Genomic DNA, 25,752 nt, shown 5'->3' with positions numbered 1-25,752 from the left:
CTTGTTGGTTACAAATGCAACCACTAGGCCCTTCTGCAAAGGAGGGCCTGAGCCATGAAAATTGAGAAGATTCACCACGTCGCCTACCGCTGCAAAGATGCCAAGGAGACGGTGGAATGGTACCGCGACATGCTGAACATGGATTTCATCCTGGCGATTGCCGAGGATCATGTTCCGTCAACCCATGAACCTGATCCCTATATGCATGTTTTCATCGATGCGGGCGACGGCAATGTTTTGGCGTTTTTCGAATTGCCGACCAAGCCGGAAATGGGCCGCGACCCCAACACGCCCGTTTGGGTGCAGCACATCGCCTTCAAGGTGAAGGACCGAGACACGCTGATCGAATTCAAGGAGCACCTTGAAGCGAAAGGTGTCGAGGTGCTGGGCGTGACCGATCATTCGATTTTCCATTCAATCTATTTCTTCGACCCGAACGGTCACCGGGTCGAGCTGGCCTGCCCGGACCCGGAAGAAGACGCAATGTTGGAAAAGCTGAACGCGGTGAAATGGGACATGCTGGAAGAATGGTCGCGCACCAAGAAAGCGCCCCGGCACGCAGATTGGATGCACAAGAAGGAATTGGGTGGGGTGTGATCACCCCGTGAAGGGCTGTTTCGCCAGATCTGCCGCGATATCGTCGTCCAGCGGCGTGTCGCAGCTGTTCAGGATATAGCCCAGCGTGGAATAGAACCCTACCGTGGCGATCACGTCGAAAAGGCCCTTTTCGCCTACCAGCGCGATCAGGGCCTTTTGCGTGAGCGGCGCAAGGCGCTTTTCGTTGAGCAATTCGTCCACGGCGGCGGCGATGATGGCGTCGTCTGTATCCATGCCCGAAAATGGCCCCCGGATCGATCCGATCCGGGTATCTGACATACCGCAGGCGCGGGCGCGATGGACATGCTGGTTCCATTCGTAGGACGAACCGAGGTTGTGGCCAGTGCGCAGGATTGCCACCTCGCTCAGCTGTGCGCCGAGCGCGTTGTCGATCACCACGTGTTGGCGCAAGGGTGCCCAGGCTTTCAGCAGATCAGGATGATACGCCATAGTGCGGTAAACGTTCAGGCGTCCGGCGAAACCGTCGCGCAGATCGGCGACCTGATCGGGCCAGTCCGCGTCGGAGATCGGGGGAAAACGAAGCGGATCGGTCATCGATTTGTCCTTATCTGGGGTGTATGTCATTTCCTAGATGGCACGAGGGCTATGGAGGCAACAGGAGAAATTGCCCCCGGTTTACCACCGGGAAGCGCTGATTGTGAGCGTTGCCGTTCTCGTTGTCGGATTATCACACTGATTGCAGGCGCATAATCGTTGTTTTCCGGGAAAGCGATTCGTAATGTCTTCTTGGTTTTGGCCTTCTTTTGTCGCTATTCGAAATTAGTCCGGTCGAGCCCTCGAGCCGGTGTATGCAAAGGCAGGTCGTCTTACAGGTAACAGAAAGGTCTGCATGTTTTTCAAGTTTCTGATTTGCTCCGGGTTGGCGGCAGCGGTGAACCTGATGACTGGGTATCTTCTGTATGCTGTGATGGGTTTCAACGATCCTGTTGAATATGCGGCATCTGTCGCCGTGGCCTTCGTGATGGGTATGGCGGTGAGTTTTATCCTGAACCGCGCATACACTTACGATCCATCTGGTCGCCATCCGAAGGAGGAGGTTCGGGATTTTTTCCTGGTCTCCGTCGTCGGTCTGGGACTGACTACGCTGTCGGCATATCTGTTTCTGACCGGATTTCACTGGGCGTCGGCAGATCAGTGGGGTTTGCCCGTCGCACCGGAAGCCACCGCTCATATCATGGCGGTGGGTTTCACTGCTTTCTATTCCTTTTTTGCCCATCGGCATGTCAGCTTCCGGCCTGCCAAACTTGATAAACCTCTTATTTGAAACAGGGACCAAGAATGCCCCAGAAAATTGCTGTAATCGTCGGTGCCGGGCCGGCCGGGCTGACCGCCGCGTACGAACTCGTCACCCGCACCGATATCAAACCGATCATTTTCGAGGCTGACACTCAGGTCGGGGGTATTTCGAAGACAGTGAATTACAAAGGCAACCGGATCGATATTGGCGGACACCGGTTTTTTTCCAAATCCGACCGGGTGATGGAATGGTGGAGCAACGTCATGCCGTTGCAGGCGCTGAAAGACGGCGAGGAAGGACTGACCATCACCTATCACAACCGTCAGCGCGAGGTTGAGGCGGGGCCGGGCCCCGATCCTGACGTGGCGGATGAGGTGATGCTGGTGCGCAACCGGGTGTCGCGTATTCTGTATAACCGCAAGATGTACGATTACCCGCTGAAATTCAGCGTGCAAACCTTTGCCAATCTCGGTTTTTTACGGACGCTGAAGATCGTGGCGAGCTATGGCAAGGCGCGATTAAGCCCGATCAAACCTGAGGTCAATCTGCGCGATTTTATCGTCAACCGCTTTGGCGAGGAGCTTTATGCGACCTTCTTCCGTGATTACACGGAAAAGGTCTGGGGTGTGCCCTGCGAAGACATTCCCGCCGATTGGGGCGCGCAACGGATCAAGGGGGTGTCGATCACCGGGCTGATCAAGAACATGCTGCGCAAGTTGAAACCTTCCAACGTTTCGCTGGCGCAAAAAGATACCGAAACCAGCCTGATAGAAAGGTTCCTCTATCCCAAGCACGGACCGGGCCAGTTATGGGAGGTGGTGGCGCGTGAGATCGTGGAAAAGGGCGGCGAGATACATTATCGGAATTTCGTCAGCGGCATTTCTCATGGCGGCGACCGGATCGAAGGCGTCACTGTCGCAGGGCCAGAGGGCGAAGCCCGCGAGGTGAAGGCCGATTACCTGTTTTCCTCAATGCCGATTACCGAATTGATCGGTGGCTGGACCCCGCCTGCACCGTCCGCAGTGCGAGAGGTGTCCGAAGGGCTGAGCTATCGTGATTTCATGACCGTCGGGTTGCTTCTGAAGCGGTTGAAACTGGGAGGTGGAACCGATGCCGCGACGCTGGCGGAAAAGGTACCGGACAACTGGATTTACATTCAGGACAACGATGTGAAGGTCGGCCGATTGCAAATCTTCAACAACTGGAGCCCCTACCTGGTCGCCGATCCCGATACGATCTGGGTGGGTCTGGAATATTTCGTCAATGAAGGTGACGATTTCTGGACCATGGATGAAGAGGCGCTGAAAAATTTCGGTGCGGCGGAACTGGACAGGCTCGGCGTGGCCGATTCTGACGACGTGCTGGACGCCGTCGTGGTGCGCACGAAAAAGGCCTATCCGGCCTATTTCGGCACCTATAGCCGGTTCAAGGAAATCGAAACCTATACCCGCCAATTCGAAAACCTGTTCTGTGTCGGGCGCAATGGTATGCATCGCTACAACAATCAGGATCATTCGATGTTGACGGCCATGATTGCAGTCGATGGTATCGTCGAAGGCCGCGATGTGCGCGACGAGTTGTGGGATATCAATACCGAAGAAGAATACCACGAAAGCAAATAGGGCAGGATCGAAGTGGCAGCGGACGCGGTGATTCAAACGGACGAAAAGATGTTTTTCGGCAGGCGCGCGGGATATCTCGTGGCGTTTGGCATTAGCTTGCTTCTGTATCTGAAACTGCAATCGCAACGTTTGGGCGGTCTGTTTGCCGATCTGAAGCTGCCGGACAATGATGATGAAATGCGTCTTGTGTCAGTGCGCGATTTCCTCGACGGCCAGGGATGGTACGATACTGTGCAACATCGCGCGATGCCACCCGAAGGATTATCTCTGCATTGGTCGCGGCTGATTGATCTGCCGTTGGCGGGGCTGAAGCAGTTCTTTTCGCTGTTTGCAACCGACGACATGGCGCTGGCGTTGACGGCTGCGACCTGGCCGGTCCTGTTGTTTATTCTCTATCTGGCCATCATCGGGCGGGTGACATCGAAGGTGTTCGGCTACGCGGCGGCCAGTTTCACATTGATTGCCGCCGCAGTGACGCCGGCATTTGGCAATAGCCTGTTCCCGCTGGGGCGGGTCGATCATCATAATGTACAGGTGATCTGCATACTGGTGGTGATTTCATCGATAATCCTGCCGGGATCGGGGGTCAGGCGTGGCGTCCTTGCCGGGCTGGCCGCTGCGTTGTCGTTGGCGGTCGGGTTGGAAATGATCGTGGTTCTGGCCGTGGCCGGGGTCGTAATGACGGTGCAACATGTTTTGGATCATTCAGGTAGTACCGATCGGCTAATGGGATACGGTATCGCGCTGGGCGGCGCTGCGCCGTTGTTGTTTTTATTGCAGACCGACCCGTCGGCATGGGCTGTTTCCCGATGCGATCAGCTCTCGCGACCGATATTGATGATCACCTCGGCGGCCATGGCCTTTGCGGTCATCACATATCTTAGCCGAGACTCTGTGCAGTCGAAAACAGGTCGTCTGGTTTTGGTGGCGGTTATGGGGGCGGGCACGTTGGTCGCGCTTTGGCCATTCCTCAGCGCCTGCCGCGAAGGTCCGTTTTCCATGTTACCGCCTGCTGTGCGCGAACTGATCCTGAACAACATCACGGAATCCCTGTCGGCAACGAAACTATTCCTCCGTGATCCGAAAATCGCGACCACACTGGTTTTGCCTCAGGCGTTGGTGGCGCTTTTGCTCGGATGGCACGTTTTTCGAAGCCCGTCCGGGCATCGGTCGTTTGCTGCGGTTTTGCTGGTCTTTGTGCTTATGGGGCTGGCAGGGCTGTTTTATCAGGCCCGCGCGGTGATTTGGGGGCTGGCGGTGATGCCGATGGCGTTCGGTGTCGCGATGTTCTGGGCGGCGACCAGCGATTGGAAGGTGCTGCGATGGTCTAAACCGCCGGTTCTGATGATCGTGGCGTTCCTGACGCTCTACCCTCAATTTTTTGCTCAGAGCCCGGTCTTCGACTCCATGCTCGGATTGACCGGGCAGTCGCCATCTGAGGAAAGGAAACTGTCACATGTCGATCAGGACTGCAGCGGTCGGACTGCTTTGGCCGGTTTGAACACGCTTGATCCTGCTGGCATTCTTGCACCACTGAACATGGGTCCCAAAATCCTGCTCTATACCCGGCATTCCATTTTCGCGGCTCCGTACCACCGCGCCCCTGAAGGGTACTTGAACGGCACACAGGCATTCATGGGATCGGAATTGGATTTGGCGCAGCGGCTCAGGGCGACGCGGGCCGACTATGTGCTGGTTTGCGATGGCCAGGCCTATGGCGACACGGACAGTATCGGGTCGCGCCTCGCGCAGGGAAACCCACCGTCCTGGCTTGATCCGATCGACACTGGCAGCGGGCCAATTCGGCTGTTGCGGGTGGACCGGTCCGGGCTGGAGCCTTTGGTGAACGGTAGCTAAAGACAGGGGCCGGGTGGCTGCCGGGCGGGTATGGCAACGGCAGCGCTAAATCCGCGGTCAGAGCGCAGGGGGGCGATCATGCTCGAAAAGATCAGAACGTTTTACGAAGGGGACACTGCGCTGGCGCACCGATTCCGCTATGCCGTTTTGTGTTTCGATTTCGTCACGATCATTTTCGTGATCGTGACCTCGTTTTTCGAACGGAATCTGGCGGTGGAAGTCACCGATGCCATTTTCGGTACCCTGATTCTGTTGGACTTTATCGTGCGCTTCCTGTTGGAGCGTGAGAAGGGGATGATGTGGCTCCGGCTGGCGACATGGGCCGATATCATCGCCGTGTTGTCGTTTCTTGCGCCGATCGCGGGCGAAGGATTCGGGTTCCTGCGTATCCTGCGCACGTTGCGGCTTATGCGCACCTATCAGCTACTGTCGCGGCTCAGAGCGGATTTCAAGTTTTTCCGCGAAAACGAAGACGTGGTGCTGGCGTCGATCAACCTTGGTGTCTTCCTGTTCGTGATGACAGGGCTGATCTATGCGACTCAAGAGGCAGTCAATCCGCAGATCGGCAATTATGCCGATGCGCTGTATTTCACCGTAACAACGCTGACCACGACCGGTTTCGGCGATATCACCCTGACCGGGCCTTGGGGGCGGATGTTGTCGGTGGGGGTGATGATTTTCGGTGTCACCCTTTTTCTACGGCTGTTGCAGGTGCTGTTCCGCCCCTCCAAGGTGCGCCACGAATGCGAAGTTTGCGGTCTGGTACTGCATGATGCCGATGCGGTGCATTGCAAACATTGCGGCACGATTATCCACATCCGCACCGAGGGCGACATTTAAGGGCACCCCGATGGGATGCCCTTAACATGCTGTAGTTGCCGGTTGTCGCCCGGTGGTTAGCGATCAGAAATCGAGGTTTTCGACGCTCAGCGCGTTTTTCTGGATGAATTCGCGCCGTGGTTCGACCACATCGCCCATCAGCTTGGTGAACAGATCGTCGGCCTCGGTCATGTCTTCGACCCGGACCTGTAGCAGGGTGCGGGCTTCGGGATCGAGCGTGGTTTCCCACAGCTGATCGGGATTCATTTCGCCCAGCCCCTTATAGCGCTGAAGCGACAGACCTTTCTCCCCTTCGCTAAGGATTGCCGACAGCAGATCCAGAGGCCCGTGGATCAAAATGCTGCGATCCTTACGGGTTAGCGTTGCGGGTTGGTCGTACACCTCTTGCAGCGATTGGGTGAAACTGCCGGTTTTCCGCGCTTCGCCCGAGCGCAGCATCGGACCATCAAGCGTGCGAACTTCTTCGACACCGCGCAGGATGCGAGCCAGACGGATACCATGATCCTGGGTGATCCGGCCATGCCAGCCACGTTCATATTCCAGTGCGATGGCATCTAGCCGCTGGGCCACTTTATCGGCGACGCCCTGAAGGTCGGCATCAACAGCGCCGGGCACGAAGGCGCCGGCAATGGCGGCCTGTTCCAGGATATGGCGCGGGTAATGGGTTGGGAAGGCATCAAGCAGGCGTTTCAGACTGCGGGCTTCCTCCACGACACGTTTCAGGTCGGCACCGGCCATTTCCATACCCGATCCAAGCTTCAGGACGGTATCTTGGGTGCCCTGTTCGATCAGATATTCATCCATCTCGGCCTGATCCTTGAGATAGACCTCGGATTTGCCGCGGCTGACCTTATAGAGAGGTGGCTGAGCGATATAGAGATAGCCGCCCTCGATCAACTCGGGCATCTGCCGGTAGAAAAAAGTCAGAAGCAAGGTGCGAATATGGGCACCGTCGACATCTGCATCGGTCATGATCACGATCTTGTGGTAGCGTAATTTCGCAATATTGAATTCATCGCGCCCGATCCCGGTGCCAAGCGCCATCACCATGTTGCCGATTTCCTGACTGCCGAGCATCCGGTCGAACCGGGCCCGTTCAACGTTCAGGATTTTGCCTTTGAGCGGTAGAATCGCCTGGGTCTTGCGATCACGCCCGGTTTGGGCCGAGCCGCCGGCGCTGTCGCCCTCGACCAAGAAAATCTCGGTATTGACCGGGTCCTTGTCGGAACAATCCTTGAGCTTGGAGCTGAGGAAGTTCATGTCCATCGGGTTCTTGCGACGAGTCAGATCGCGGGCCTTGCGGGCGGCCTCGCGGGCCAGCGCGGCTTCGACGATCTTGCTGACGATGACCTTGGCTTCATTCGGGTTTTCTTCCAACCATTCGGAAAGCTTTTCGTTCATCAGGTTTTCGACCGCCGGACGCACCTCGGAACTGACCAGCTTGTCTTTGGTTTGGGAGCTGAATTTGGGGTCAGGCACCTTGACTGACAAGACACAAGTCAGACCTTCGCGGGCGTCATCGCCGGTGAAACTGACCTTTTCTTTCTTCGCAATGCCGCTGTCCTGGGCGTATTTGCCCAAGGTCCGGGTCAACGCACCGCGGAACCCCGCAAGGTGCGTTCCCCCATCGCGCTGCGGGATGTTGTTGGTAAAGGGCAGCACCGTTTCGTGATAGCTGTCATTCCACCACATCGCCATTTCCACTACGATATCGTCGCGTTCACCGATCACATAGATCGGTTCCGCCATCAGCGAATGTTTGGAACGGTCGAGGTATTTGACGAATTCTTTCACGCCGCCATCGTAATAAAGTTCCGTCTTCAACGGTTCGGCAGGGCGTTCGTCTTCCAGAATGATGCGGACGCCGGAATTCAAGAAGGCCAGTTCGCGCAAGCGCTTTTCCAGCGTTTCGAACGAATATTCGAGGTTGGAAAAAGTGTCCGTAGACGCAAGGAATCGAACTTCGGTGCCTTTTTCGCCATTTGCGTCACCAACCACGCGCAGATGTTCGGTGCAGTCGCCATGTTCGAATTTGGCGTAATGTTCCTTGCCGTTGCGCCAGATACGCAATTCCAGCCAAACCGACAGCGCGTTCACCACCGATACGCCGACGCCGTGCAAGCCACCCGATACCTTGTAGGAGTTGCTGTCGAATTTGCCGCCTGCATGTAGCTGGGTCATGATGACCTCGGCCGCTGAAACGCCTTCTTCTTCGTGGATATCGACGGGAATTCCACGCCCATTATCGCGTACCGAAACGCTGTTATCGGCGTGAATTTTTACCCGTACGGAATCCGCATGACCCGCCAGTGCTTCGTCGATGCCGTTGTCGACGACTTCATAGACCATGTGATGCAGGCCAGAACCGTCATCGGTATCGCCGATATACATGCCTGGACGTTTGCGGACTGCCTCCAAGCCCCTGAGAACTTTGATAGAATCTGCGCCGTATTCCTGCGAATTTTGCTCGGTCTCGGACATTCCGCCCTTCCTCAATTATTGTCAGGAATATATACGAAACCTCGTGGGGAATGTCACGTCCCACACAAGAAATCGAACCTTGTGAAAAAGTGGAAATCTACCGCCTTTTCAGGCCTCGGTCATATTGACCGGCTCGGGTGCGATCGCGGCATGTTTTTCGACCCACCGGGTCACCACAGCGCGGGCAGCCTCGACATCGCTGTTTTCGACGGCGCTGCGCAAATCCTTAAGGGCCGTGGCCATTTCGATTTCCGACAGGAACCCTTCCTGTGCGCGCAGGATCTTTGGGTGCGGCGTGGTCAGCATGTCAGGGCTGATCAGCAATTCTTCGATCATCTTTTCACCGGGACGCAGCCCGGTCACTTTGATCTCGATGTCACCATCTGGGTTTTCTTCGTCCTGAACGGTGAACCCCGCCCCTTCGATCATTTGCCGCGCCAGTTTGCGGATCGGCACCAGATCGCCCATGTCCAACACGAACAGGTCGCCACCACGGGCAAAGGGTCCGGCCAGCAGTACCAGCCGCGCGGCTTCGGAAATGGTCATGAAGTAACGAGCGACGTCGTTATGTGTCAGCGTCACCGGACCGCCCCGGGCGATTTGTTCTTCGAACAGGGGGATGACCGATCCTGAGGATCCCAGTACGTTGCCGAAGCGGACCATCGAATACAACGTGTTGGTCGACCGAGTTGCCAGATCCTGCACCACCAATTCGGCCAAGCGCTTGGACGCGCCCATAATATTGGTCGGCCGCACTGCCTTGTCCGATGAAACCAGGATGAAGCGGGCGACGCCTGCATGTCCTGCTGCATCGGCGATGATGCGGGTGCCGATGACGTTGTTTTTAAGCCCGGCGATCACGTTCTTTTCCACCATGGGCACATGTTTGTAGGCGGCCGCGTGTAGAACGATGTCCGTCGAACATTCGTTGAATATCTTTTTTAGCAGAATCGGATCGCAGACCGAGCCCAGAATTGGGGTTACCCGGACATTCGGGGCAAGTTCATTAAGTTCTTTTTCGATCGAATACAGCGCCAATTCGCTGTGATCGAGAAGGATCAGGTGTGCCGGTTCGCAGGCCACTAGTTGACGGCACAGTTCGGATCCGATTGACCCGCCCGCGCCGGTGACGAGAATGCTTTGCGCCTGATAAGTATGGGCAACAGCGGGTAACTCACCATCCAACCCGTTGCGTCCCAGTAGGTCGCTGATCGATACCGGGGTACTTCTTTTCGAAATGTCGTGGTCGGTAATCAGTTCGGCAAACGACGGCAGAGAATGGACTTCACAGCCCATGCTACGCAGTCTTAGCGCGATACGAGCCTGCACCGAAGGCGCAGCGGTGGGCATGGCCAACACCACGCGGTTTATTTCTTTGCGGGCAATCAGTTCTTTCAACCGGCTGGGGGCGTGAACCGGCACGCCTGTCAGTGTCAGGCTCTGCAGTCGAGGATTGTCGTCGACAAAGGCAACCAATTCGACCTGATCGTCGGTTCGCAAGGCGGCGGCGAGCTGCTGACCAGTTTGACCGGCACCATAGACGATGACACGGGTGGGTTTCCTGCCTCGCCGATAGATCGACCGAACGATTTCGCGTAAAACCATGCGGGTGGACACGACGATAATCAGATAGACCATTGCGAAAATCATCAGCGTTTCGGGCGGAAGCGGTGATTCCAGAACGATATTCATCGCCAGCCCCGCCATTGCCAAAATGCTTGCCAGAATGGCAGTTCGATGGATGCCACCCGATTCGAAAGCGTTAAGGCGGATTCGGGGCAAACCCAGAGTCTGTGCAATTCCCGGTCCCAGAAGCGTAAGAATTCCCGCCAGTACCAAAATCTGTGATGTAACTCGTTCGTCTGGCACCGAAGCGGCGCTCAACATGACGGCAACTGCCAATGAAATTGGCACCAACATCATGTCAATAAAGAGAAAAATTAGATGTTTCTGCCGATCCTGTAGGCTAATGGCGAAATTATAAATAGTCATTGTCAGCCTCCAAGGTGGCCGGGGTATTTGAAACAAGGCGGCTGGAAAAAACAGGACATCAATAACATGCTGCGTCGACTGCCTATCAATCTATTGTGACTGTATTTTTTGCCCCATTTTTGTGCAAGTCTAGAATAAGCTATCCGAATGTTTTTTGGCGAAAAATCGCCACTCCTAAGCTACTTCAGCGGGAAGCGTCTAAACACTGTTTTAATCATCAAAGCGACATCCAGACACAGGTTGCGGCGTTTTTGATAAATCAGGTCCAGCGCTGCTTTGCGCGGTACGCAACGGCGGATATAGGCAAGTTCGGTTTCTTCCGGAGTCTTGCAATCGGCAAGAATATTTTCTTCGTGACGGTGAAACAAGATTGTGGCCAATCCGGTGATGCCCGGTCGTGATTGCAGCACATCGCGGTAGAGTTCGGGAAATATCTCGACATAACGGCGTAGCGGTGGCCGCGGTCCAACGAATGAAATATCGCCACGCAGGATATTCCAAAGCTGTGGGATTTCGTCCAACCGGTAGCGTCGCAGAAACGCGCCGGTTGGTGTGATCCGTGCTGCTTTGTCTCCGCCAGAAACGCCGCTGTCCTGATCCACCACGGTCATCGTGCGATATTTCCAGAGTTGGAAAGGGATGTCTTCGGTTTTCATCCGTTCAGAGATGTAGAGGACTGGACGGCCTTCGCGGATCAGGATTACAAGCGTCAGAATGACGATCAGGGGCAACAGCAGGGCTGTCAAAGCCAACGCCGCGGTGAGGTCAAACAGGCGCTTCGACCATGTCATGCCTGCGCCCTCCATGTCAGCCAATCGCGAACGATCCGGGCGGGATCACTGTCGGTGGCGGGCAGTGCCACCAGTTCGTGCAGCCGGTCGGTGTTCAGCACGGCGTATTCACGAGCTCCATCCGGGGCTGGTTTCCAGTCAAAGGGAATATCGGTGGCAGTCAGAAGCGCGTCCATCGTGACCGGTCGCGCAGATCCGATATTCAAACTGTCGGGAATTTCGCCAAGCGGTCGCAAGGCCAGCGTCTCTATGATCTGTGCCAGATCGGATGGTGCGATATAGCTACGTACAGGTCCGCTCCCCGAGGAGAAGCGATGCAGGTTCAATGGTGTTTTATTTTTTGCTGCCAAATAGGTGTCGACCGAAGCGGCGAGGCTTTCAGCCCCTGCGACTGATCCGATGCGTAAAGCGCAGCTGCGCGGATCGGCATCAGACCGAACAACGGTTTCCATCATGGATTTGGCCACGCCGTAAGCGTTCGGGGCAGCGATCAGATCGTTTTCGCTCAATGGTCTGTCCGACGGGGCATAAACGGCGATGGACGAACTGTGCAGTACACGATCGGCCCCGGCAGCGCGGGCGATCCGCATCGCTTCAAGCGCCAGGTCGCTGTTGACGGCCAAAGCAGCGTCACTGCCCGAGGTAGCGCCCCAGAGCGACAGCACCGTATCGATGGGACCTAAGGTTTCGACCGGATCGCCGGGGGCGAAACGGAGACACCCGGTATCGTTGGGCACGGCATCGCGAAACTGATACAGCACTCGCAGTCCGGTGGGCGGATGCGCCGACCAGATGGATCGCAAAAGGCGCCCGACTTTGCCGGACGCCCCCAGAACCAGAAGTGTTTTCACGCGTTGCCTTGTCACCGGCGGTAATACCTTTGCCGCATTTTCTTTGTGGTCTTGGTAACACCCACGCTGCGACGTGAACAGGCCTGATCATTCCCAATAGGGTGCGCGCAATTCACGTTTCAATATCTTGCCGATCGAGGAACGCGGCAGCGTATCGCGTAACTCAATTCCAGATAAGCGGTGGCTTTTGCCCAACTGCGCGTTGGCATCGGCCAAAATTTCCTCGACCGCCTTGTCCGAGCCCGGTTTCCGCACCACCAGCCCCAAAGGCGTTTCACCCCATTGGTCGGACGGAATGCCGATCACTGCGGCATCGGCGACAGCTGAGTCGCGTAGCAAGATCAGCTCCAGATCGTTGGCATAGATATTCAATCCGCCGGAAATGATCATGTCCTTCTTGCGGTCAGACAGGACCAGGAAACCGTCTTCGTCGAAATGGCCCATATCACCGGTGCGGAAGAACACCCGCCCATCCGTGTCGCGCCAGATGTAATCGGCGGTCAGGTCGTCGCGCCCGAAATAGCCCACCATCATCGCCGGGCTGCGGCCACAGATTTCACCGACCTGACCTGACGGGACCTCGTTGCCATCGGTATCGATCAGCTTTATCTCGACTCCCGGTCCAGGGGCCCCAACCGTGTGCAGCTTGTCAGGGTTTTCGTCGGCGACAAGGATTGTCGTTCCGCCGCCTTCGGTCAGCCCATAATATTCGATCAGTTTTCCGGGAAAACGGGCCAGAACATCCGCTTTCACATCTGCCCGAAGCGGAGCTGACGTGGAAAATTTCACCCGCATCGACGACAGGTCAAAATGATCAAAATCGGGAATATCCATAATGCGTTTGTACTGTACCGGTACCAGCATCGTATGGGTAATGCGTTCTTTTTCGGCAATTTCAAGATAGCGGCGGGCGTCGAATTTCCCCATCAGATGTACGGTGGACCCGCCGAACAGGGTCGGCAGGAAAGATACGATGGTGGTGTTGGAATAAAGCGGTGTCGACAATAATGTGCGGGCATTATCGCAATAGCCGCTGGGTTCGGCCCGTTCCATTTGTATCGCGCGTAGCCAGTGACTGTGCAGAATACCCTTGGGGGTGCCGGTGGTTCCGGAGGAATAGATGATGTTGAATGGGTCATCCCAATTAACCGTAACCATCGGATCGCTGTCTGGCTGATGGGCCAACAGCGTTTCGTATCCGGTAAATCCGACAGCGTCGAAATCCAGCGCGACCAGATGCGTTTCGAGGGTATCAAGAAACGGCGCGGCCAGATCGCGATAGTGATCCGCCAGGAACAGGACTTTGGAGCCGCTATCGACGATCATTTTTTCCAGCGCTTCGCTCGAGGCCATGGTCGAAAGCGGCACGATGCAGGCCCCGGCCTTGAGCGTGCCGATGAAAATTTCGGCATAGGGTGCCGAATTCGGTGACAAGATCGCAACACGGTCGCCCTTATGGATACCCAGTTCGATCAGCGCGTTGGCGCAGCGATTGCTGCGTTGGTCGAAGTCGGCCCAGCTTTGGCGGATATCGCCGCAGACGACCGCTTCTTTCTCAGGGGTTTCCTTGGCCCGTGCGCGAATGGCGTCGATTACGTTCAGTTCCGGCATAGTTTCCGGATTTGGGGGGGTGATTAGGCCCATGCGCGTCCTCCTTCGCGTTGGTCGGGCGCACTATTCATTGTTCGTGATGCGGAATCAAGTTCTGCTTTGCGGTTTCAGGTCGCTTTCGCAATGATATCGGACACTCCGCCTGATTCCTGAATTTCCAGATATTGCGCGCGATTGCCCAATGCATCGAACAGTTCGGGTCCGGTGCCCGTCATCCAAGCCTGTGCCCCGAAACCGATGATTTCATCATAAAGCGCGGCCAGACGCCCGGCATCGAGATGGGCCGCGATTTCGTCCAGCAACAGGATTGGCGGCATTCCGATCCGGTCCGACAGTGCCCGTGCATTGGCCAGAATCAGCGACACCAGCAGCGCTTTCTGTTCGCCAGTGGAGCAGTCCCTGGCGGGTACGCCCTTGGCCTCAAAGACACCAAAGAGGTCGGTACGGTGAGGGCCGACCAGGCTGCGTCCGGCGGACAGATCTCGAAACCGGCTTTCTGCCAGAGCGTCACGCAGATCGGTTTCGGTTTCCGGCATCTCTCCTTCGCTTTGCATCAGGTCCAACGTCGCAGTGGGGAAGGCGGTTTCGGTCTGCGCCTGTGCCTGTGCCAGAAAGTCTAATGTGGCGCAGCGATGGGTGTGGATTTTCCAGCCGTTCTGCGCCATCTGCGCTTCAAGCGCGCCATACCAATGGGCATCGCGGACCTGATCCTTGAGCAGCCGGTTGCGTTCTCGCATCGCCTTTTCATAGGCCAGCGTAGCGTCGGCATGTTCGGGAAAGAAGGACAGGGTCATCCGGTCCAGAAATCGCCGCCGCCCTTCTGCGCCTTCGATCCAGAGCCGATCCATCGACGGGATCAGCCAAAGCACCCGCGACAGTCGCGCCAGTTCCAGTTGCGCGGCTGATTTGCCGTCAATACGCAATTGTCGCGCGGACCCGTTTTCAGACCATATTTCGACTTCATGCAGCTGCGGCCCGCATTGCAACAGACCGGTGATTTTCCAGCCCAGCGTTTCGGGACGCCGCATCATCTCTTCTGCCGAAGCGCGCCGAAGCCCGCGACCGGGGGAAAACAGCGAAACCGCTTCCAGGATATTGGTCTTTCCCGATCCGTTTTGACCAAAGATCGCGACCGGGCGCGCATCGCACTCTATCCGGCCCGTTTTATGAGACCGAAAATGTGACAGCGTCAGCTGTTTGAGCGCAAGATCAGCCATCTGGCACCGGCGCTTTCTGATGCAGAAACCGTCCCGGAAATTGTGTCAACTGCCGCCACACCTCAGACGCGCATGGGCATGACCACATAGACTGCCGAGGTGTCATTGCCTTCGCGCATCAGAGTCGGATCACCGGCCGAGTTGAACAGGAAAACGGCATTTTCGCGGTCTACCTGACTGGCGATTTCAAGCAGGTATTTCGCGTTGAACCCAATCTCAAGCCGTTCATCGTTATAAGCCACGGCCAGTTCTTCCTCGGCAGCACCGCTATCAGGAGCGTTGACAGACAGGACCAGCTTGTCGTGGTCCAGCGCCATCTTGACCGCGCGGGATCTTTCCGACGATACCGTCGCAACCCGGTCTACCGCGGCGGCGAAATCGCCAGCGTCGACTTCCATCTTGCGGGTATTGCCGACCGGGATCACCCGGCTGTAATCGGGGAAGGTGCCGTCAATCACCTTGGAGGTCAGGGTGATGTTCGGGGTGGCGAAGCGGATTTTGGTTTCACTGACCGATACCGCGATTTTCATCTCGTCATCGTCCAAGAGCTTGCGCAGCTCTCCCACGGTTTTGCGCGGTACGATCACACCGGGCATGTCTTCTGCCCCGGAAGGTAGATCGGCATCAATCCGGGCTAACCTGTGGCCGTCGGTCGCGACCGCGCGGAGCACCTTGCCGCCATCGCCATCGGCGACATGCAGGTAAACGCCATTCAGATAGTACCGGGTTTCTTCGGTCGAAATGGCGAATTTCGATTTGTCGAACAGGCGGCGCAGCATCGGGGCAGGGGCGCTGAAATTCGACTGGTATTCCGAACTGGCCATCACCGGGAAATCTTCCCGGGGCAGGGTTGCCAGATTGAAATTCGATCGGCCTGCTTCGACGGTCAGCCGACCGGCGGTACCATCGTCGCTGAGTGTGACCAGCGCACCATCTGGCAGTTTGCGGACAATTTCATGCAGTGTTACGGCAGAAACCGTGGTGGCGCCCGCCTTCTCGACTTGCGCCGGGGCTTTGTCGACCACTTCGATGTCCAGATCGGTGGCGCGGAACGAAACATTGTCGCCTTCGGCTTCGATCAGGACATTGGCAAGGATGGGGATCGTGTTGCGCCGTTCGACGACTGATTGCGCCTGCGACACAGCTTTCAGAAGCACCCCGCGTTCGATGCTGAATTTCATTCCCTCGCTCCTATCCCTGTTCAGACCCATAGCCCGGGGGATGCAAGGTAGCGTAATCCCCAACCGGCTCAAGCCTTTTATTGGTTTGTCTTCTGGATTGGGAAGGGCGTCAAGAGGATGACGGCCGCACCGGGACCGGTGCGGCACAGTTGTGTGCGATTCTGGTTACGCTTCGAGCGCGCGGCGCAGCATTTCCAAGTCCTCCGCGATCTGACCATCCTGAACGCGCAGTTCTTCGATCCGCTTGACCCCATGCATGACCGTGGTGTGGTCACGGCCGCCGAACCGGCGCCCGATTTCGGGCAGCGACCGGCTGGTCAGTTGTTTGCACAGATACATCGCAACCTGACGCGGGCGAGCATAGGAACGCACCCGTTTCGGGCCGATCATGTCGGACAGCCGGATATTGTAATGCTCCGACACTTTGCGCTGAATTTCCTCAACCGTGATCTTGCGTTCGCTGGCACGCAGCACATCAGCCAGACAATCCTGTGTCAAATCCATAGTGATTGGACGACCAACCAGCGACGCAAAAGCGAACAGCCGGGTCAGAGCGCCCTCCAGTACGCGGACATTGGTGCTGATCCGATGTGCGAGGAATTCCAGAACCCCCGGGGCCAGTTCAAGACCGGGATATTGCGCCCGGTGCAATTCAACCTTGGATTGCAGGATGCCCAGGCGCAATTCATAGTCGGTGGGATGCAAATCGACCACCAAACCACATTGCAACCGGGATTTGATCCGGTCTTCCAAATCCTTGATTTCACCCGGTGCGCGGTCGGCGGATATGATGATCTGTTTGTTCTGATCTACCAGTGCGTTGAAGGTGTGGAAGAATTCCTCCTGAGTGCTGTCCTTGCCAGCGATGAATTGCACATCATCCACCATCAGAACGTCGACCGAGCGGAACAATTGCTTGAAATCCATCATCTTGCGGTCGCGCAGCGCCTGTACAAAGCGGTACATGAACTGTTCCGCCGACAGGTAGACAACGTTTAGATCGGGGCGCTGGGTCTGCAATTCCCAGGCGATTGCGTGCATCAGGTGTGTTTTCCCCAATCCGACGCCGCCATACAGGAACAACGGATTGAAGGTCACCGGCCCCCCTTCGGCGACGCGGCGCGCTGCAGCATGGGCCAGTTCGTTTGGTTTGCCGACGACGAAAGTGTCAAAGGTGAAGCGCGCATCAAGCGGGGCACCGGGTACAAGGTCCTCTCGCGCCGTCTGCGGGGCAGCAGCGGGTGTGGGGGCGTCTTCTTGCACTTCTTTCAGCAATTTTGCGGTCTCGGCTTTCCGGGGTGGGCGCTGAGACGAGTTCGCTGCGACGCGGAAATTGATGCGGCGTACACGTTCAGCAAATTCACTCATTTGATGTAATATCAGGTCACCGAAATTCTGCGAAACGTAGTTCCCCAGAAATGAAGTAGGAACCTCAAAGATAGCAACATCTTCGTTGATCCCCAGAAATTCCAGCGGCTCGATCCAAGTCGCATAGTTATTCTTGCCCACCGTGGTGAGCAGATTTTGTTGAAGCTTGCCCCACTGTTCTTGCGTCATGTTCCCCATTCCAGCCTGTCGTCGACCTTTACATTTTTTATGCGGCATTCTGCACGTTCGCCGCGCGATTTGTTATCTGTATTGGCGGCACAAAACATTCCTTACCGTTGCAAAGCCATGCAACAGTTGTGCCGTCCTGAACCGGACCGAACCCTGCCCCGAATCAACAACACACTGGCGTGACGCTTCTGCAACAGAAGCCTCTCCAAAGGTTGCGCGATCAGGCGCATAAAACTTGTTGGACTGGCGCGGGCAAATACCCACAGAACCCGTGCGGCATGCATTCACTGCAAGAATGCTTCCGTACAGGACCTTCGAAAATGCCGATACGTTGTGTAGCGAAAACGTTCCGGCGAGCCTGTCCCCCCAAGGCGATGTGAATCGCTAGACAGAAGCTAGCAAGTCGCTTGTGACCTGAGCAACTGATCTTCGGGGCTTGACTCGGAGAATCCCGAAAAGAATCTCTCGGGCAGAATTATTGTGCAACACATGTGTCAGTAGTGCAGCTCTAAATTGCAAAAGGGCGCCACAATTGTGACGCCCTGAAAACAGATTTGAAAGGTCTGAAGAGGCCGCAACCTCTTTCCGAGACTTAGCCCAGCGCTTTGACGCGGGCTGACAGGCGCGACATTTTGCGCGATGCGGTGTTCTTGTGGAACACGCCCTTGGTGACGCCACGCATCAGTTCGGGCTGAGCGGCGCGCAGCGCTGCTGCTGCGACTTCTTTGTCACCGGATTCGATGGCTTCTTCGACTTTGCGCAGATAGGTGCGGATGCGCGAGCGGCGGGCTTTGTTAACTGCAAAACGTGCTTCGTTCTGGCGGGCGCGTTTTTTGGACTGGGGCGAATTTGCCATTTTAAATCTTCCCTTAGGTTCGGGGTTGCATAGGTTTAACGCTGGCCCCACCGGACAGACATTCTGTCGGGAACGATTCTTGCCTAGGCGGGCTTCACGCGCATGTATCGCGCCCTTCTAGCCAAGATTCGCGGAATTGCAACTGAAAACGGGCAGGAAATCCCGCCCGTTTCGATTTGCTTTGTCAGGCTCCACCTATTTGTCGCGGAACTGCGGTGTGCGTTTGTCGATGAAGGCGGCCATGCCTTCTTTCTGATCTTCGGTTGCAAACAACGAATGAAACATCCGGCGTTCAATCAGCAGACCTTCGGAGAGTGGCACTTCGAAGCTCTTATCCACGGCTTCCTTGATCAGCATGACAGAAATCATCGATTTCTCTGAAATCTTGGCTGCCGCGCCCATCGCTTCTTCCATCAGCTTCTTGGCAGGCACGATACGGCTGACCAGACCCGAGCGTTCGGCTTCTTCGGCATCCATGAAACGCCCGGTCAGATTCATATCCATCGCCTTTGCCTTGCCTATGGCTTGGGTCAGTCGTTGGGTTCCACCGATGCCGGCCATGACGCCAAGATTGACTTCGGGCTGGCCGAATTTGGCGTTGTCGGCGGCAATGATGAAATCGCACATCATTGCCAATTCGCAACCGCCGCCCAACGCGTATCCTGCCACTGCGGCGATAACCGGTTTGCGCACGCGTTTGATTTCATCGATTTCCGGTCCGAACAGGTCTTCGGTCAAAACCTCTGTGTAGGTTTTTTCGCTCATCATCTTGATGTCCGCTCCGGCGGCAAATGCCTTTTCCGAACCCGTCAGAACGATGCAGCGCACCTTGTCATTCGCCTGCGCAGCTTTCATTGCGTCAGCCAGTTCGGTCAGCAACTGGCCGTTCAGTGCATTCATTGCATCGGGACGGTTCAGTTTTACCAGTGCGATGTGGTCTTCTATTTCGACGATGATCGTCTCATAGGCCATGAATTCATCTTTCCATTGTTCCGGTCAGTGCCGATTGATGGCCAATCTGGGCCTCCGGATCAAGCTATCTTTGACAGGTTGGGCAGTAAAAACTTGATCGACCCGACTGAACGATGCGCCGAATGGTCGAATTACAGCCGTCGCCATGACAGGTCTGGCCTTCGCGGTCATAGACATCGAAACGATGTTGAAAATAGCCTAATTCGCCATCTGCACGGCGGAAATCCTTCAGGCTGGACCCGCCTGCTTCGATGGCTTCGCTCAGCACGCTGCGGATGATGGGAACCAACGCGGCTACCCTCGCGTCAGCGATCTGCCCAGCTTTGCGTTTGGGGTTAATACCCGCCCGATAAAGCGTTTCGCAGACATAGATATTTCCCAGACCGGCGATGATTCCCTGATCCAGCAGCGCCGATTTGATCGGCGTGTTCTTCCCCCTCAGCGCCGCCATCAGGTAGGATTCGGAAAACGCGTTGCCCAAGGGTTCCGGCCCCAGCACCGATAGCAGCTTGTGATCTTCCGCCGTGGCGGTGTCCAGCAGGTCCATCGCACCGAAGCGGCGCGGATCGTTGAAGGTGATGCGCGCGCCGTTATCCATGCCGAACACCACATGGTCATGCTTTTCCGGCGCCGGATGGTCGTGCACGAACTGGCCCAATGGATCGCCCGACACCAGCATCCGACCGCTCATCCCGAGATGGATCAGCAGAGTTTCCCCCGAATCGAGATCGGCGAGGATGTATTTCGACCGCCGCCTGAGCGACAGCACCCGGTGACCCCTAAGCCGCTCGGCCATCCCTGCGGGAAATGCCCAGCGCAGATCGGGGCGGTTCACCTGCGCGCTTTCGATCACGGCACCTTCCATCGACGGGGCAAGGCCGCGGCGGACGGTTTCGACCTCGGGGAGTTCAGGCATTGTTCAACCTTTTTTCAACGAATTCGCGGAGTTCGGGCAGTCCTTGGGCGGAAACAGGTATCTGGGCATTGCCGCTCTGATTAAACTTGATCACGTAGCTTCCCCACTTATCCACCGTGCTGTCCAACTCGTCCCATCCGTGGCGATCGACTTTGAAACGCCAGTTCCTGATAAAAAGGGTGTCTTCGTCATATCCATAGAACCAAAGCTGTAGATACAACCCGATATATATAAAGAAAAAGGCCGGACACAGCCATATGGCCGCAGTTGTGAAATTGGTGGGAAGCGGTTCGGATAGAAATATTGCACAGAAAAGAAGGAACGCTCCGAAGCCACTGGTTGAGAACAAAACTCGTGAGGGCAACCGACCGTACCGAGTCCCATGTTCGTCGGGTTGCAGATTGTTGGATGCATACTGGTCGAAACCCAGTTTTTTCATGCCCCAGAAAAGTGCCCCGATGAATGACGCAAGGGTGAGAGAAAACGCGGCAATGTCTGTGGTTTCGATTATAAAATCCGGAATTTGAACTACATCTTTTCGATCGAGAATGTGCATGCCAAGGGATGCTGCGAGCAGCCCCAGTGCTAACAAGAATACTCTTAAGGTTCCCATGCCATCCCCTGCTTCAAATTGCTCGGATTGTCATCCGGCCCCCGACATCTATAAAGAGGCGAAGTCAAAGCTAGGCGATCATGATGACCGAGAAAACCACCCATTTCGGATTTAAAACCGTGCCCGAGTCGGAAAAGGCCGGGCGCGTGCAGGGGGTGTTCGGGTCGGTCGCGTCGAAATACGACGTGATGAACGACGCGATGAGCATGGGCATCCACCGCATCTGGAAAGACGCGATGATGGATTGGCTGGCGCCGCGTCCGAATACGAAGCTGCTGGATGTGGCTGGCGGCACCGGCGACATTTCCTTCCGCTACCTCAAACGCGCCGGGTACGCTCATGCAACGGTGCTGGACCTGACCGAACCGATGCTGATCGAGGGGCGCAAGCGGGCCGAGGCGGCGGCGCTGGCCGATAGCCTTGATTGGGTGACGGGCGACGCGATGAAGCTGCCATTCGCGGATAACACGTTTGACGTCTACACGATCAGCTTCGGCATTCGGAACGTGACCCGTCCGCAGGAGGCGTTGAACGAGGCCTACCGGGTGCTGAAACCGGGAGGGCGGTTGATGGTGCTGGAATTCAGCCAGATCCCGAATGACATGATGCAGAAGGTCTATGATCTCTATTCCTTCAACATCATCCCAAGATTGGGACAGGCAATCGCCAATGACCGCGATTCGTATCAGTATCTGGTGGAATCGATCCGCAAGTTTCCCGATCAGGAAACGTTCCTGAACATGGTCAAACTGGCCGGGTTCGAGAACGCGAAATACCGCAATCTGACCATGGGCATTGCCTGCCTGCATTCGGGATGGAAAATCTGACATGCGTGGACCGCACAACATCTGGCGGCTGATTCGTACTGGTGCCACGTTTGAACGCAGCGGCGCGATGCGCGAGATTCTTGACGGTATGGAAGCGCCGCGCAGCATCCGCATTGCGGCACGGGTTCTGGGCTGGCCGTTCCGGTGGTTGGGATACAAAGGTGATCCGTCCATGCCGCCCGCCACGCGGGCGCTGACCGCGCTGGGCCCGGCCTATATCAAATTCGGCCAGATCCTTTCGACGCGGCCAGATGTGGTTGGCGAAGAAATGGCGCTGCATCTGCGGGTGTTGCAGGACCAGTTGCCGCCGTTTTCGGTCGAAGAAGCCAAGGCGAGCATCGAGGCCGAACTGGGCCTGCCTGTGGATGAGCTGTTTTCGGAATTCAGCGAACCTGTCGCGGCGGCGTCAATTGCGCAGGTGCATCGGGTGCGGTTGCGCGACACGGGCGAATTGGCGGCGGTCAAGGTGCTGCGCCCCGGAATTGAACGGGCATTCCGTCGGGATATCGATGCATTCTATTTTGCCGCCGACGTGATCGAAATCCTGTCCCCTGCTTCGCGTCGATTGCGTCCGCGCGATGTGATCGAACATTTCGAAGGGGTGGTGAAGGGTGAACTGGATTTGAGGCTGGAAAGCGCCTCGGCCTCGGAATTCGCCGCTAACACGGTTAATGATCAAGGATTCCAACTGCCTCAGATAAAATGGGGACTGTCGGGGCGCCGGGTTATGACGATGGAATGGGCCGATGGCGCTCCCTTGGGCGATAATGCGGCACTGGATGCCGCAGGCCATGACCGTCGGGTGCTGGGTGAACGGGTGTTGCAACTGTTCCTCAACCATGCACTGCGCGACGGATTTTTCCATGCTGATATGCATCAGGGCAATCTGAAGGTTGCCGCGAATGGCGATATCATCGCCTATGATTTCGGCATCATGGGCTATATCGATGAATATACTCGTCGGGTTTACGCCGAGATTCTGTTCGGATTCATTAAGCGAGATTATAAGCGCGTTGCCGAAGTCCATTTCGAAGCCGGTTACGTGTCCGCGTCGCAGGATGTCGATGAATTCGCTCGTGCCCTGCGCGCTGTGGGCGAACCGATCTTCGGCATGGATGCCAGCCATATCTCGATGGGGCGGCTGCTGAATTACCTGTTCGAGGTCACCGAACGTTTCGGCATGGAAACCCGGACCGAACTGATCCTGCTGCAACGCACCATGGTCGTGGTCGAAGGTGTGGCGCGGTCGCTGCATCCCCAGATCAACATCTGGGAAGTCGCCAAACCGGTGGTCGAAGATTATATCAAGCAAAGCATCGGGCCGAAGGCCGTGTTGAACGATCTGGCGAAAACAGCCGCCGTTCTGGGCCGGTTCGGTCCGCGCTTGCCCGGGCTTGTCGAAGCGATCCTGATCCGTCAGGCAACAGATCCGGCAGAACCTGCCGGGAATGGTTGGGCTGGCCGGGCCATCTGGGGACTGGTCGGGGCGGGGCTGGGTGTGGCCGGGACAGTTCTGGCGCTGATGTTAGGCTAAGAAACCGATCTGGCCGGTATAAAGCGCGTCTATCAGCCGACGCAGCGTCATTCCACCCGCCCAGCTCACACTCCGGACTAAGCTCTCAGAGCGGCAATCTCCAACGCCCCGGCACATTCATATTTTTGCTGACCCTGTGCGGCCTTCCAGGCGCAATAGGCGGCCATGCGCCAGTGATACCAAGGTGCCATCAGTTCAATACGCTGCGATATGTTTTGGTTGTCGTAACCCATGATGAACGCGGATTTTTCTGCGCCCGAAAGCGGCCTGCCGCGGTAGATATGTTGCATCGCAGGCGACAGGAAAATCGCCAAATCCTCCACCGGATCACCGATCGCTGGGCATTGCCAATCGATCAAAGTCACCCGCGATCCGTCGACGATAACGTTGCCCGGCACCAGATCGCCATGCAGCAAGACCAAGTGATCCGTTGCAGGAACCGATCCATCGGGCCGCAAGGTGCGAAGGTGCTTTTGCGCGCTAACAGGCAAGCGGTCGACGATTCTCTCGGTCTGCGCGGTCAGGTGATCAGATCCGCCCTCCAGATGCCGCAATCCGTCCGGTAAGTCATTGAGGTCTTGCCGATGCAACAGCGACAGCGCGCGTGCGGCAAGCGCCGGATCACCGTGCCACGGGGAACCTTCCTGATAGGTGTAGAGCAGGCAGGGACCGAACGCCGTTGTCTGCGCGTCGATCAACCGCGGTGCCAGCCCGATCGGAGCCAACCGGCGCAGCAGTGCCGTTTCATTTCGGGCGGAATTCGGAAACAAAGGATTGTCGGCGTCCTGACTAAAAAGCTTTACCACCCACGCCGCACCACCAACCTGCACACGCCATGACCGGTTGGTCTGCCCGCCGGTCAGTGGGGTCCAGCCGTCGGCTTCCGGACCCCCGTGCCTTTGCGCCAACAGCGCAACCAATTCTTCCGGCGGGCCTTGCATGGTGACTCGGTTCCAGATTTCGCGAAAATCCGGCGGACGCTATGCGTTTTGCCCCATAACGGCAAGTGGGATGGTCAGGCGACCCGCTTGCCCTGTACCCAGGTCGACCGCACCATAGGGGCGTCGCCGATACGAGCCACCCGGATCATGTCCGCACGTTCGCCCGTGGCGATCCGGCCTCGGTCGGTCAGGCCCGACGCATCCGCCGGGGCCTTGGTCACGGTCGCGATGCCGCGTGCCGTGTTGCCCCACATATCGCCCAGCAGCAACGCCGAAGATAGCAGCGCGGCGGGAACGTAATCCGACGACACGATATCCAACAGGCCCAGTTCAGCCAGTTCCCCGGCGGCGACATTGCCAGAATGCGATCCGCCACGGATCAGGTTCGGAGCCCCCATCATCACCGCGATACCATGGTCGTGACAGGCCCGCGCCGCTTCGACAGTGGTGGGGAATTCAGCCAACCTGATGCCATGACGGGCGGAAACCGCAACATGGTCTGCGGTGGTGTCGTCATGACTGGCCAGTACTGCGCCATAACGATTGGCCTCGGACACGGCCACGGTTTCGTGGCGTTCGCCATTGCGGTCCCGCATATCCTTCAGATTGGCGACGTGATCGGCGAAGTCGTCCTCTGACATGTTGTTCTTGCCCATGACATAGGATTTGAGCTTGCTGATATCGCGGAATTGACGCTGGCCCGGGGTGTGATCCATCAGGCTGACGATACCGACACGATCCTCGGGCCCGAATTCGGCCATTTCCTCTTCCAGCGTTTCCGAACAGACCTCGGCGCGAAGGTGCAGATAATGGCTGATCCGAAGCGCCCCGGCTTCGCGCAGGCCCCACAATTCCTTCGACAGGGATCGTGCATATTTCAGGTAACGCCCCTTGCCACTTGGAATCGATCCGACCCGCATTGCGTCGAATACGGTGGTAATCCCGACCCCGGCCAGTTCCGCGTCATGGGCTACGATGGCGGCGGCATGGGGCCAATCGACCTTGGGGCGCGGCTGAATATGACGTTCCAGATTGTCTGTGTGCAATTCGATCAGGCCCGGGCAAAGCAGATCGCCCTCCATATCCTCGGCCCCTGATGGAATCGCCATGCCCGGATCGATAGCGGTGATGACACCGTTGATCACGGTGACCGCACCGCGGATCACTTCGTTTTCCAGAACCACATTTGCGTTCGCAAGGATAAGCTGTTTTGTCATTGTCCTGTTACCTTTAGGCGT

The 25,752-nt window shown here is 56.8% G+C and carries 22 protein-coding genes; 7 read left to right on the top strand and 15 right to left on the bottom strand.

Annotated elements, in window-relative coordinates:
* Positions 1-54 precede the first annotated feature (54 nt).
* Positions 55-597: a VOC family protein gene (locus VOI23_RS03160; protein ID WP_323781415.1), complete on the top strand. Its 543-nt coding sequence runs from the start codon at positions 55-57 to the stop codon at positions 595-597.
* On the opposite strand, the gene VOI23_RS03155 is transcribed toward VOI23_RS03160, so the two are convergent.
* Positions 598-1,152 (bottom strand): carboxymuconolactone decarboxylase family protein, encoded by a 555-nt coding sequence (locus tag VOI23_RS03155; protein ID WP_323781413.1) that lies wholly within the window; start codon positions 1,150-1,152, stop codon positions 598-600.
* A gap of 295 nt (positions 1,153-1,447) precedes the next feature.
* Between VOI23_RS03155 and VOI23_RS03150 the strand changes: the two genes are divergently transcribed.
* The 4 genes from VOI23_RS03150 to VOI23_RS03135 all read left to right on the top strand — a co-directional run bounded on the left by VOI23_RS03150 (position 1,448) and on the right by VOI23_RS03135 (position 6,174).
* Positions 1,448-1,882, top strand: coding sequence for a GtrA family protein (locus tag VOI23_RS03150; protein WP_323781410.1), 435 nt, complete (start codon positions 1,448-1,450; stop codon positions 1,880-1,882).
* Between the two features lie 14 nt (positions 1,883-1,896).
* Positions 1,897-3,477: an NAD(P)/FAD-dependent oxidoreductase gene (locus tag VOI23_RS03145; protein ID WP_323781407.1), complete on the top strand. Its 1,581-nt coding sequence runs from the start codon at positions 1,897-1,899 to the stop codon at positions 3,475-3,477.
* A gap of 48 nt (positions 3,478-3,525) precedes the next feature.
* Positions 3,526-5,334 carry a hypothetical protein gene (locus VOI23_RS03140; RefSeq protein ID WP_323781404.1) on the top strand — a complete coding sequence of 603 codons (1,809 nt, stop codon included), beginning with the start codon at positions 3,526-3,528 and terminating at the stop codon, positions 5,332-5,334.
* A gap of 78 nt (positions 5,335-5,412) precedes the next feature.
* Positions 5,413-6,174 (top strand): ion channel, encoded by a 762-nt coding sequence (locus VOI23_RS03135; RefSeq protein ID WP_323781401.1) that lies wholly within the window; start codon positions 5,413-5,415, stop codon positions 6,172-6,174.
* Between the two features lie 63 nt (positions 6,175-6,237).
* Here VOI23_RS03135 and gyrB read toward each other — a convergent pair whose 3' ends face one another.
* The 12 genes from gyrB to VOI23_RS03075 all read right to left on the bottom strand — a co-directional run bounded on the left by gyrB (position 6,238) and on the right by VOI23_RS03075 (position 21,212).
* Complete coding sequence (gene gyrB / locus VOI23_RS03130; protein WP_323781398.1) at positions 6,238-8,655, bottom strand: DNA topoisomerase (ATP-hydrolyzing) subunit B; 2,418 nt, start codon at positions 8,653-8,655, stop codon at positions 6,238-6,240.
* A gap of 108 nt (positions 8,656-8,763) precedes the next feature.
* A complete protein-coding gene (locus tag VOI23_RS03125) occupies positions 8,764-10,647 on the bottom strand; it encodes a nucleoside-diphosphate sugar epimerase/dehydratase (RefSeq protein WP_323781395.1) in 1,884 nt (627 codons plus the stop codon).
* Positions 10,648-10,826: 179 nt separating this feature from the next.
* Complete coding sequence (locus VOI23_RS03120) at positions 10,827-11,438, bottom strand: sugar transferase (protein WP_323781391.1); 612 nt, start codon at positions 11,436-11,438, stop codon at positions 10,827-10,829.
* Positions 11,435-12,289, bottom strand: coding sequence for an NAD-dependent epimerase/dehydratase family protein (locus VOI23_RS03115; protein ID WP_323781388.1), 855 nt, complete (start codon positions 12,287-12,289; stop codon positions 11,435-11,437). The genes VOI23_RS03120 and VOI23_RS03115 overlap by 4 nt, the downstream gene beginning before the upstream one ends.
* Positions 12,290-12,376: 87 nt before the next feature.
* Entirely contained in the window at positions 12,377-13,933 is a 1,557-nt protein-coding gene (locus VOI23_RS03110) for a class I adenylate-forming enzyme family protein (RefSeq protein WP_323781385.1), read from the bottom strand.
* A gap of 74 nt (positions 13,934-14,007) precedes the next feature.
* Positions 14,008-15,117: a DNA replication/repair protein RecF gene (recF, locus tag VOI23_RS03105; RefSeq protein ID WP_323781382.1), complete on the bottom strand. Its 1,110-nt coding sequence runs from the start codon at positions 15,115-15,117 to the stop codon at positions 14,008-14,010.
* A 62-nt stretch (positions 15,118-15,179) separates the two neighbouring features.
* Positions 15,180-16,298, bottom strand: a complete 1,119-nt coding sequence (gene dnaN / locus VOI23_RS03100) for a DNA polymerase III subunit beta (protein WP_323781379.1) — start codon at positions 16,296-16,298, stop codon at positions 15,180-15,182.
* 165 nt (positions 16,299-16,463) lie between these two features.
* On the bottom strand, positions 16,464-17,855 hold the full coding sequence (gene dnaA / locus VOI23_RS03095) for a chromosomal replication initiator protein DnaA (protein ID WP_323781376.1): 1,392 nt from the start codon (positions 17,853-17,855) through the stop codon (positions 16,464-16,466).
* Positions 17,856-18,447: 592 nt separating this feature from the next.
* Complete coding sequence (gene rpsT, locus VOI23_RS03090; protein WP_323781374.1) at positions 18,448-18,711, bottom strand: 30S ribosomal protein S20; 264 nt, start codon at positions 18,709-18,711, stop codon at positions 18,448-18,450.
* A gap of 195 nt (positions 18,712-18,906) precedes the next feature.
* Entirely contained in the window at positions 18,907-19,683 is a 777-nt protein-coding gene (locus tag VOI23_RS03085) for an enoyl-CoA hydratase (protein WP_323781371.1), read from the bottom strand.
* Between the two features lie 64 nt (positions 19,684-19,747).
* Positions 19,748-20,599: a bifunctional DNA-formamidopyrimidine glycosylase/DNA-(apurinic or apyrimidinic site) lyase gene (mutM, locus tag VOI23_RS03080; RefSeq protein WP_323781368.1), complete on the bottom strand. Its 852-nt coding sequence runs from the start codon at positions 20,597-20,599 to the stop codon at positions 19,748-19,750.
* A complete protein-coding gene (locus VOI23_RS03075) occupies positions 20,592-21,212 on the bottom strand; it encodes a hypothetical protein (RefSeq protein ID WP_323781365.1) in 621 nt (206 codons plus the stop codon). The genes mutM and VOI23_RS03075 overlap by 8 nt, the downstream gene beginning before the upstream one ends.
* Positions 21,213-21,295: 83 nt before the next feature.
* Here VOI23_RS03075 and ubiE point away from each other — a divergent pair, with 83 nt between their 5' ends.
* Positions 21,296-22,039: a bifunctional demethylmenaquinone methyltransferase/2-methoxy-6-polyprenyl-1,4-benzoquinol methylase UbiE gene (gene ubiE, locus VOI23_RS03070; protein WP_323781362.1), complete on the top strand. Its 744-nt coding sequence runs from the start codon at positions 21,296-21,298 to the stop codon at positions 22,037-22,039.
* A gap of 1 nt (position 22,040) precedes the next feature.
* Complete coding sequence (ubiB, locus tag VOI23_RS03065; RefSeq protein ID WP_323781359.1) at positions 22,041-23,573, top strand: 2-polyprenylphenol 6-hydroxylase; 1,533 nt, start codon at positions 22,041-22,043, stop codon at positions 23,571-23,573.
* Positions 23,574-23,650: 77 nt separating this feature from the next.
* Here ubiB and VOI23_RS03060 read toward each other — a convergent pair whose 3' ends face one another.
* Together VOI23_RS03060 and VOI23_RS03055 are read right to left on the bottom strand one after the other, a co-directional pair.
* Positions 23,651-24,514: a phosphotransferase family protein gene (locus tag VOI23_RS03060; RefSeq protein ID WP_323781357.1), complete on the bottom strand. Its 864-nt coding sequence runs from the start codon at positions 24,512-24,514 to the stop codon at positions 23,651-23,653.
* Between the two features lie 74 nt (positions 24,515-24,588).
* Positions 24,589-25,731, bottom strand: a complete 1,143-nt coding sequence (locus tag VOI23_RS03055; protein WP_323781354.1) for an alpha-D-ribose 1-methylphosphonate 5-triphosphate diphosphatase — start codon at positions 25,729-25,731, stop codon at positions 24,589-24,591.
* Positions 25,732-25,752 lie beyond the last annotated feature (21 nt).

It is taken from the genome of Thalassovita sp., from assembly GCF_034670005.1.
Taxonomy (GTDB): Bacteria; Pseudomonadota; Alphaproteobacteria; order Rhodobacterales; family Rhodobacteraceae; genus Thalassobius.
This window is presented reverse-complemented; position numbering and strand designations above follow the sequence as displayed.

Bases quoted from the DNA above. Each gene is read 5' to 3' on its own strand.
- rpsT (WP_323781374.1), bottom strand. From the start codon at position 18,711: ATGGCAAATTCGCCCCAGTCCAAAAAACGCGCCCGCCAGAACGAAGCA.
- recF (WP_323781382.1), bottom strand. From the start codon at position 15,117: ATGGCTGATCTTGCGCTCAAACAGCTGACGCTGTCACATTTTCGGTCT.
- VOI23_RS03155 (WP_323781413.1), bottom strand. From the start codon at position 1,152: ATGACCGATCCGCTTCGTTTTCCCCCGATCTCCGACGCGGACTGGCCC.
- dnaN (WP_323781379.1), bottom strand. From the start codon at position 16,298: ATGAAATTCAGCATCGAACGCGGGGTGCTTCTGAAAGCTGTGTCGCAG.
- VOI23_RS03055 (WP_323781354.1), bottom strand. From the start codon at position 25,731: ATGACAAAACAGCTTATCCTTGCGAACGCAAATGTGGTTCTGGAAAAC.
- VOI23_RS03135 (WP_323781401.1), top strand. From the start codon at position 5,413: ATGCTCGAAAAGATCAGAACGTTTTACGAAGGGGACACTGCGCTGGCG.
- mutM (WP_323781368.1), bottom strand. From the start codon at position 20,599: ATGCCTGAACTCCCCGAGGTCGAAACCGTCCGCCGCGGCCTTGCCCCG.
- VOI23_RS03160 (WP_323781415.1), top strand. From the start codon at position 55: ATGAAAATTGAGAAGATTCACCACGTCGCCTACCGCTGCAAAGATGCC.
- VOI23_RS03110 (WP_323781385.1), bottom strand. From the start codon at position 13,933: ATGGGCCTAATCACCCCCCCAAATCCGGAAACTATGCCGGAACTGAAC.
- VOI23_RS03085 (WP_323781371.1), bottom strand. From the start codon at position 19,683: ATGGCCTATGAGACGATCATCGTCGAAATAGAAGACCACATCGCACTG.
- dnaA (WP_323781376.1), bottom strand. From the start codon at position 17,855: ATGACGCAAGAACAGTGGGGCAAGCTTCAACAAAATCTGCTCACCACG.
- VOI23_RS03140 (WP_323781404.1), top strand. From the start codon at position 3,526: ATGTTTTTCGGCAGGCGCGCGGGATATCTCGTGGCGTTTGGCATTAGC.
- VOI23_RS03120 (WP_323781391.1), bottom strand. From the start codon at position 11,438: ATGACATGGTCGAAGCGCCTGTTTGACCTCACCGCGGCGTTGGCTTTG.
- VOI23_RS03125 (WP_323781395.1), bottom strand. From the start codon at position 10,647: ATGACTATTTATAATTTCGCCATTAGCCTACAGGATCGGCAGAAACAT.
- gyrB (WP_323781398.1), bottom strand. From the start codon at position 8,655: ATGTCCGAGACCGAGCAAAATTCGCAGGAATACGGCGCAGATTCTATC.
- ubiE (WP_323781362.1), top strand. From the start codon at position 21,296: ATGACCGAGAAAACCACCCATTTCGGATTTAAAACCGTGCCCGAGTCG.
- VOI23_RS03145 (WP_323781407.1), top strand. From the start codon at position 1,897: ATGCCCCAGAAAATTGCTGTAATCGTCGGTGCCGGGCCGGCCGGGCTG.
- ubiB (WP_323781359.1), top strand. From the start codon at position 22,041: ATGCGTGGACCGCACAACATCTGGCGGCTGATTCGTACTGGTGCCACG.
- VOI23_RS03060 (WP_323781357.1), bottom strand. From the start codon at position 24,514: ATGCAAGGCCCGCCGGAAGAATTGGTTGCGCTGTTGGCGCAAAGGCAC.
- VOI23_RS03075 (WP_323781365.1), bottom strand. From the start codon at position 21,212: ATGGGAACCTTAAGAGTATTCTTGTTAGCACTGGGGCTGCTCGCAGCA.
- VOI23_RS03150 (WP_323781410.1), top strand. From the start codon at position 1,448: ATGTTTTTCAAGTTTCTGATTTGCTCCGGGTTGGCGGCAGCGGTGAAC.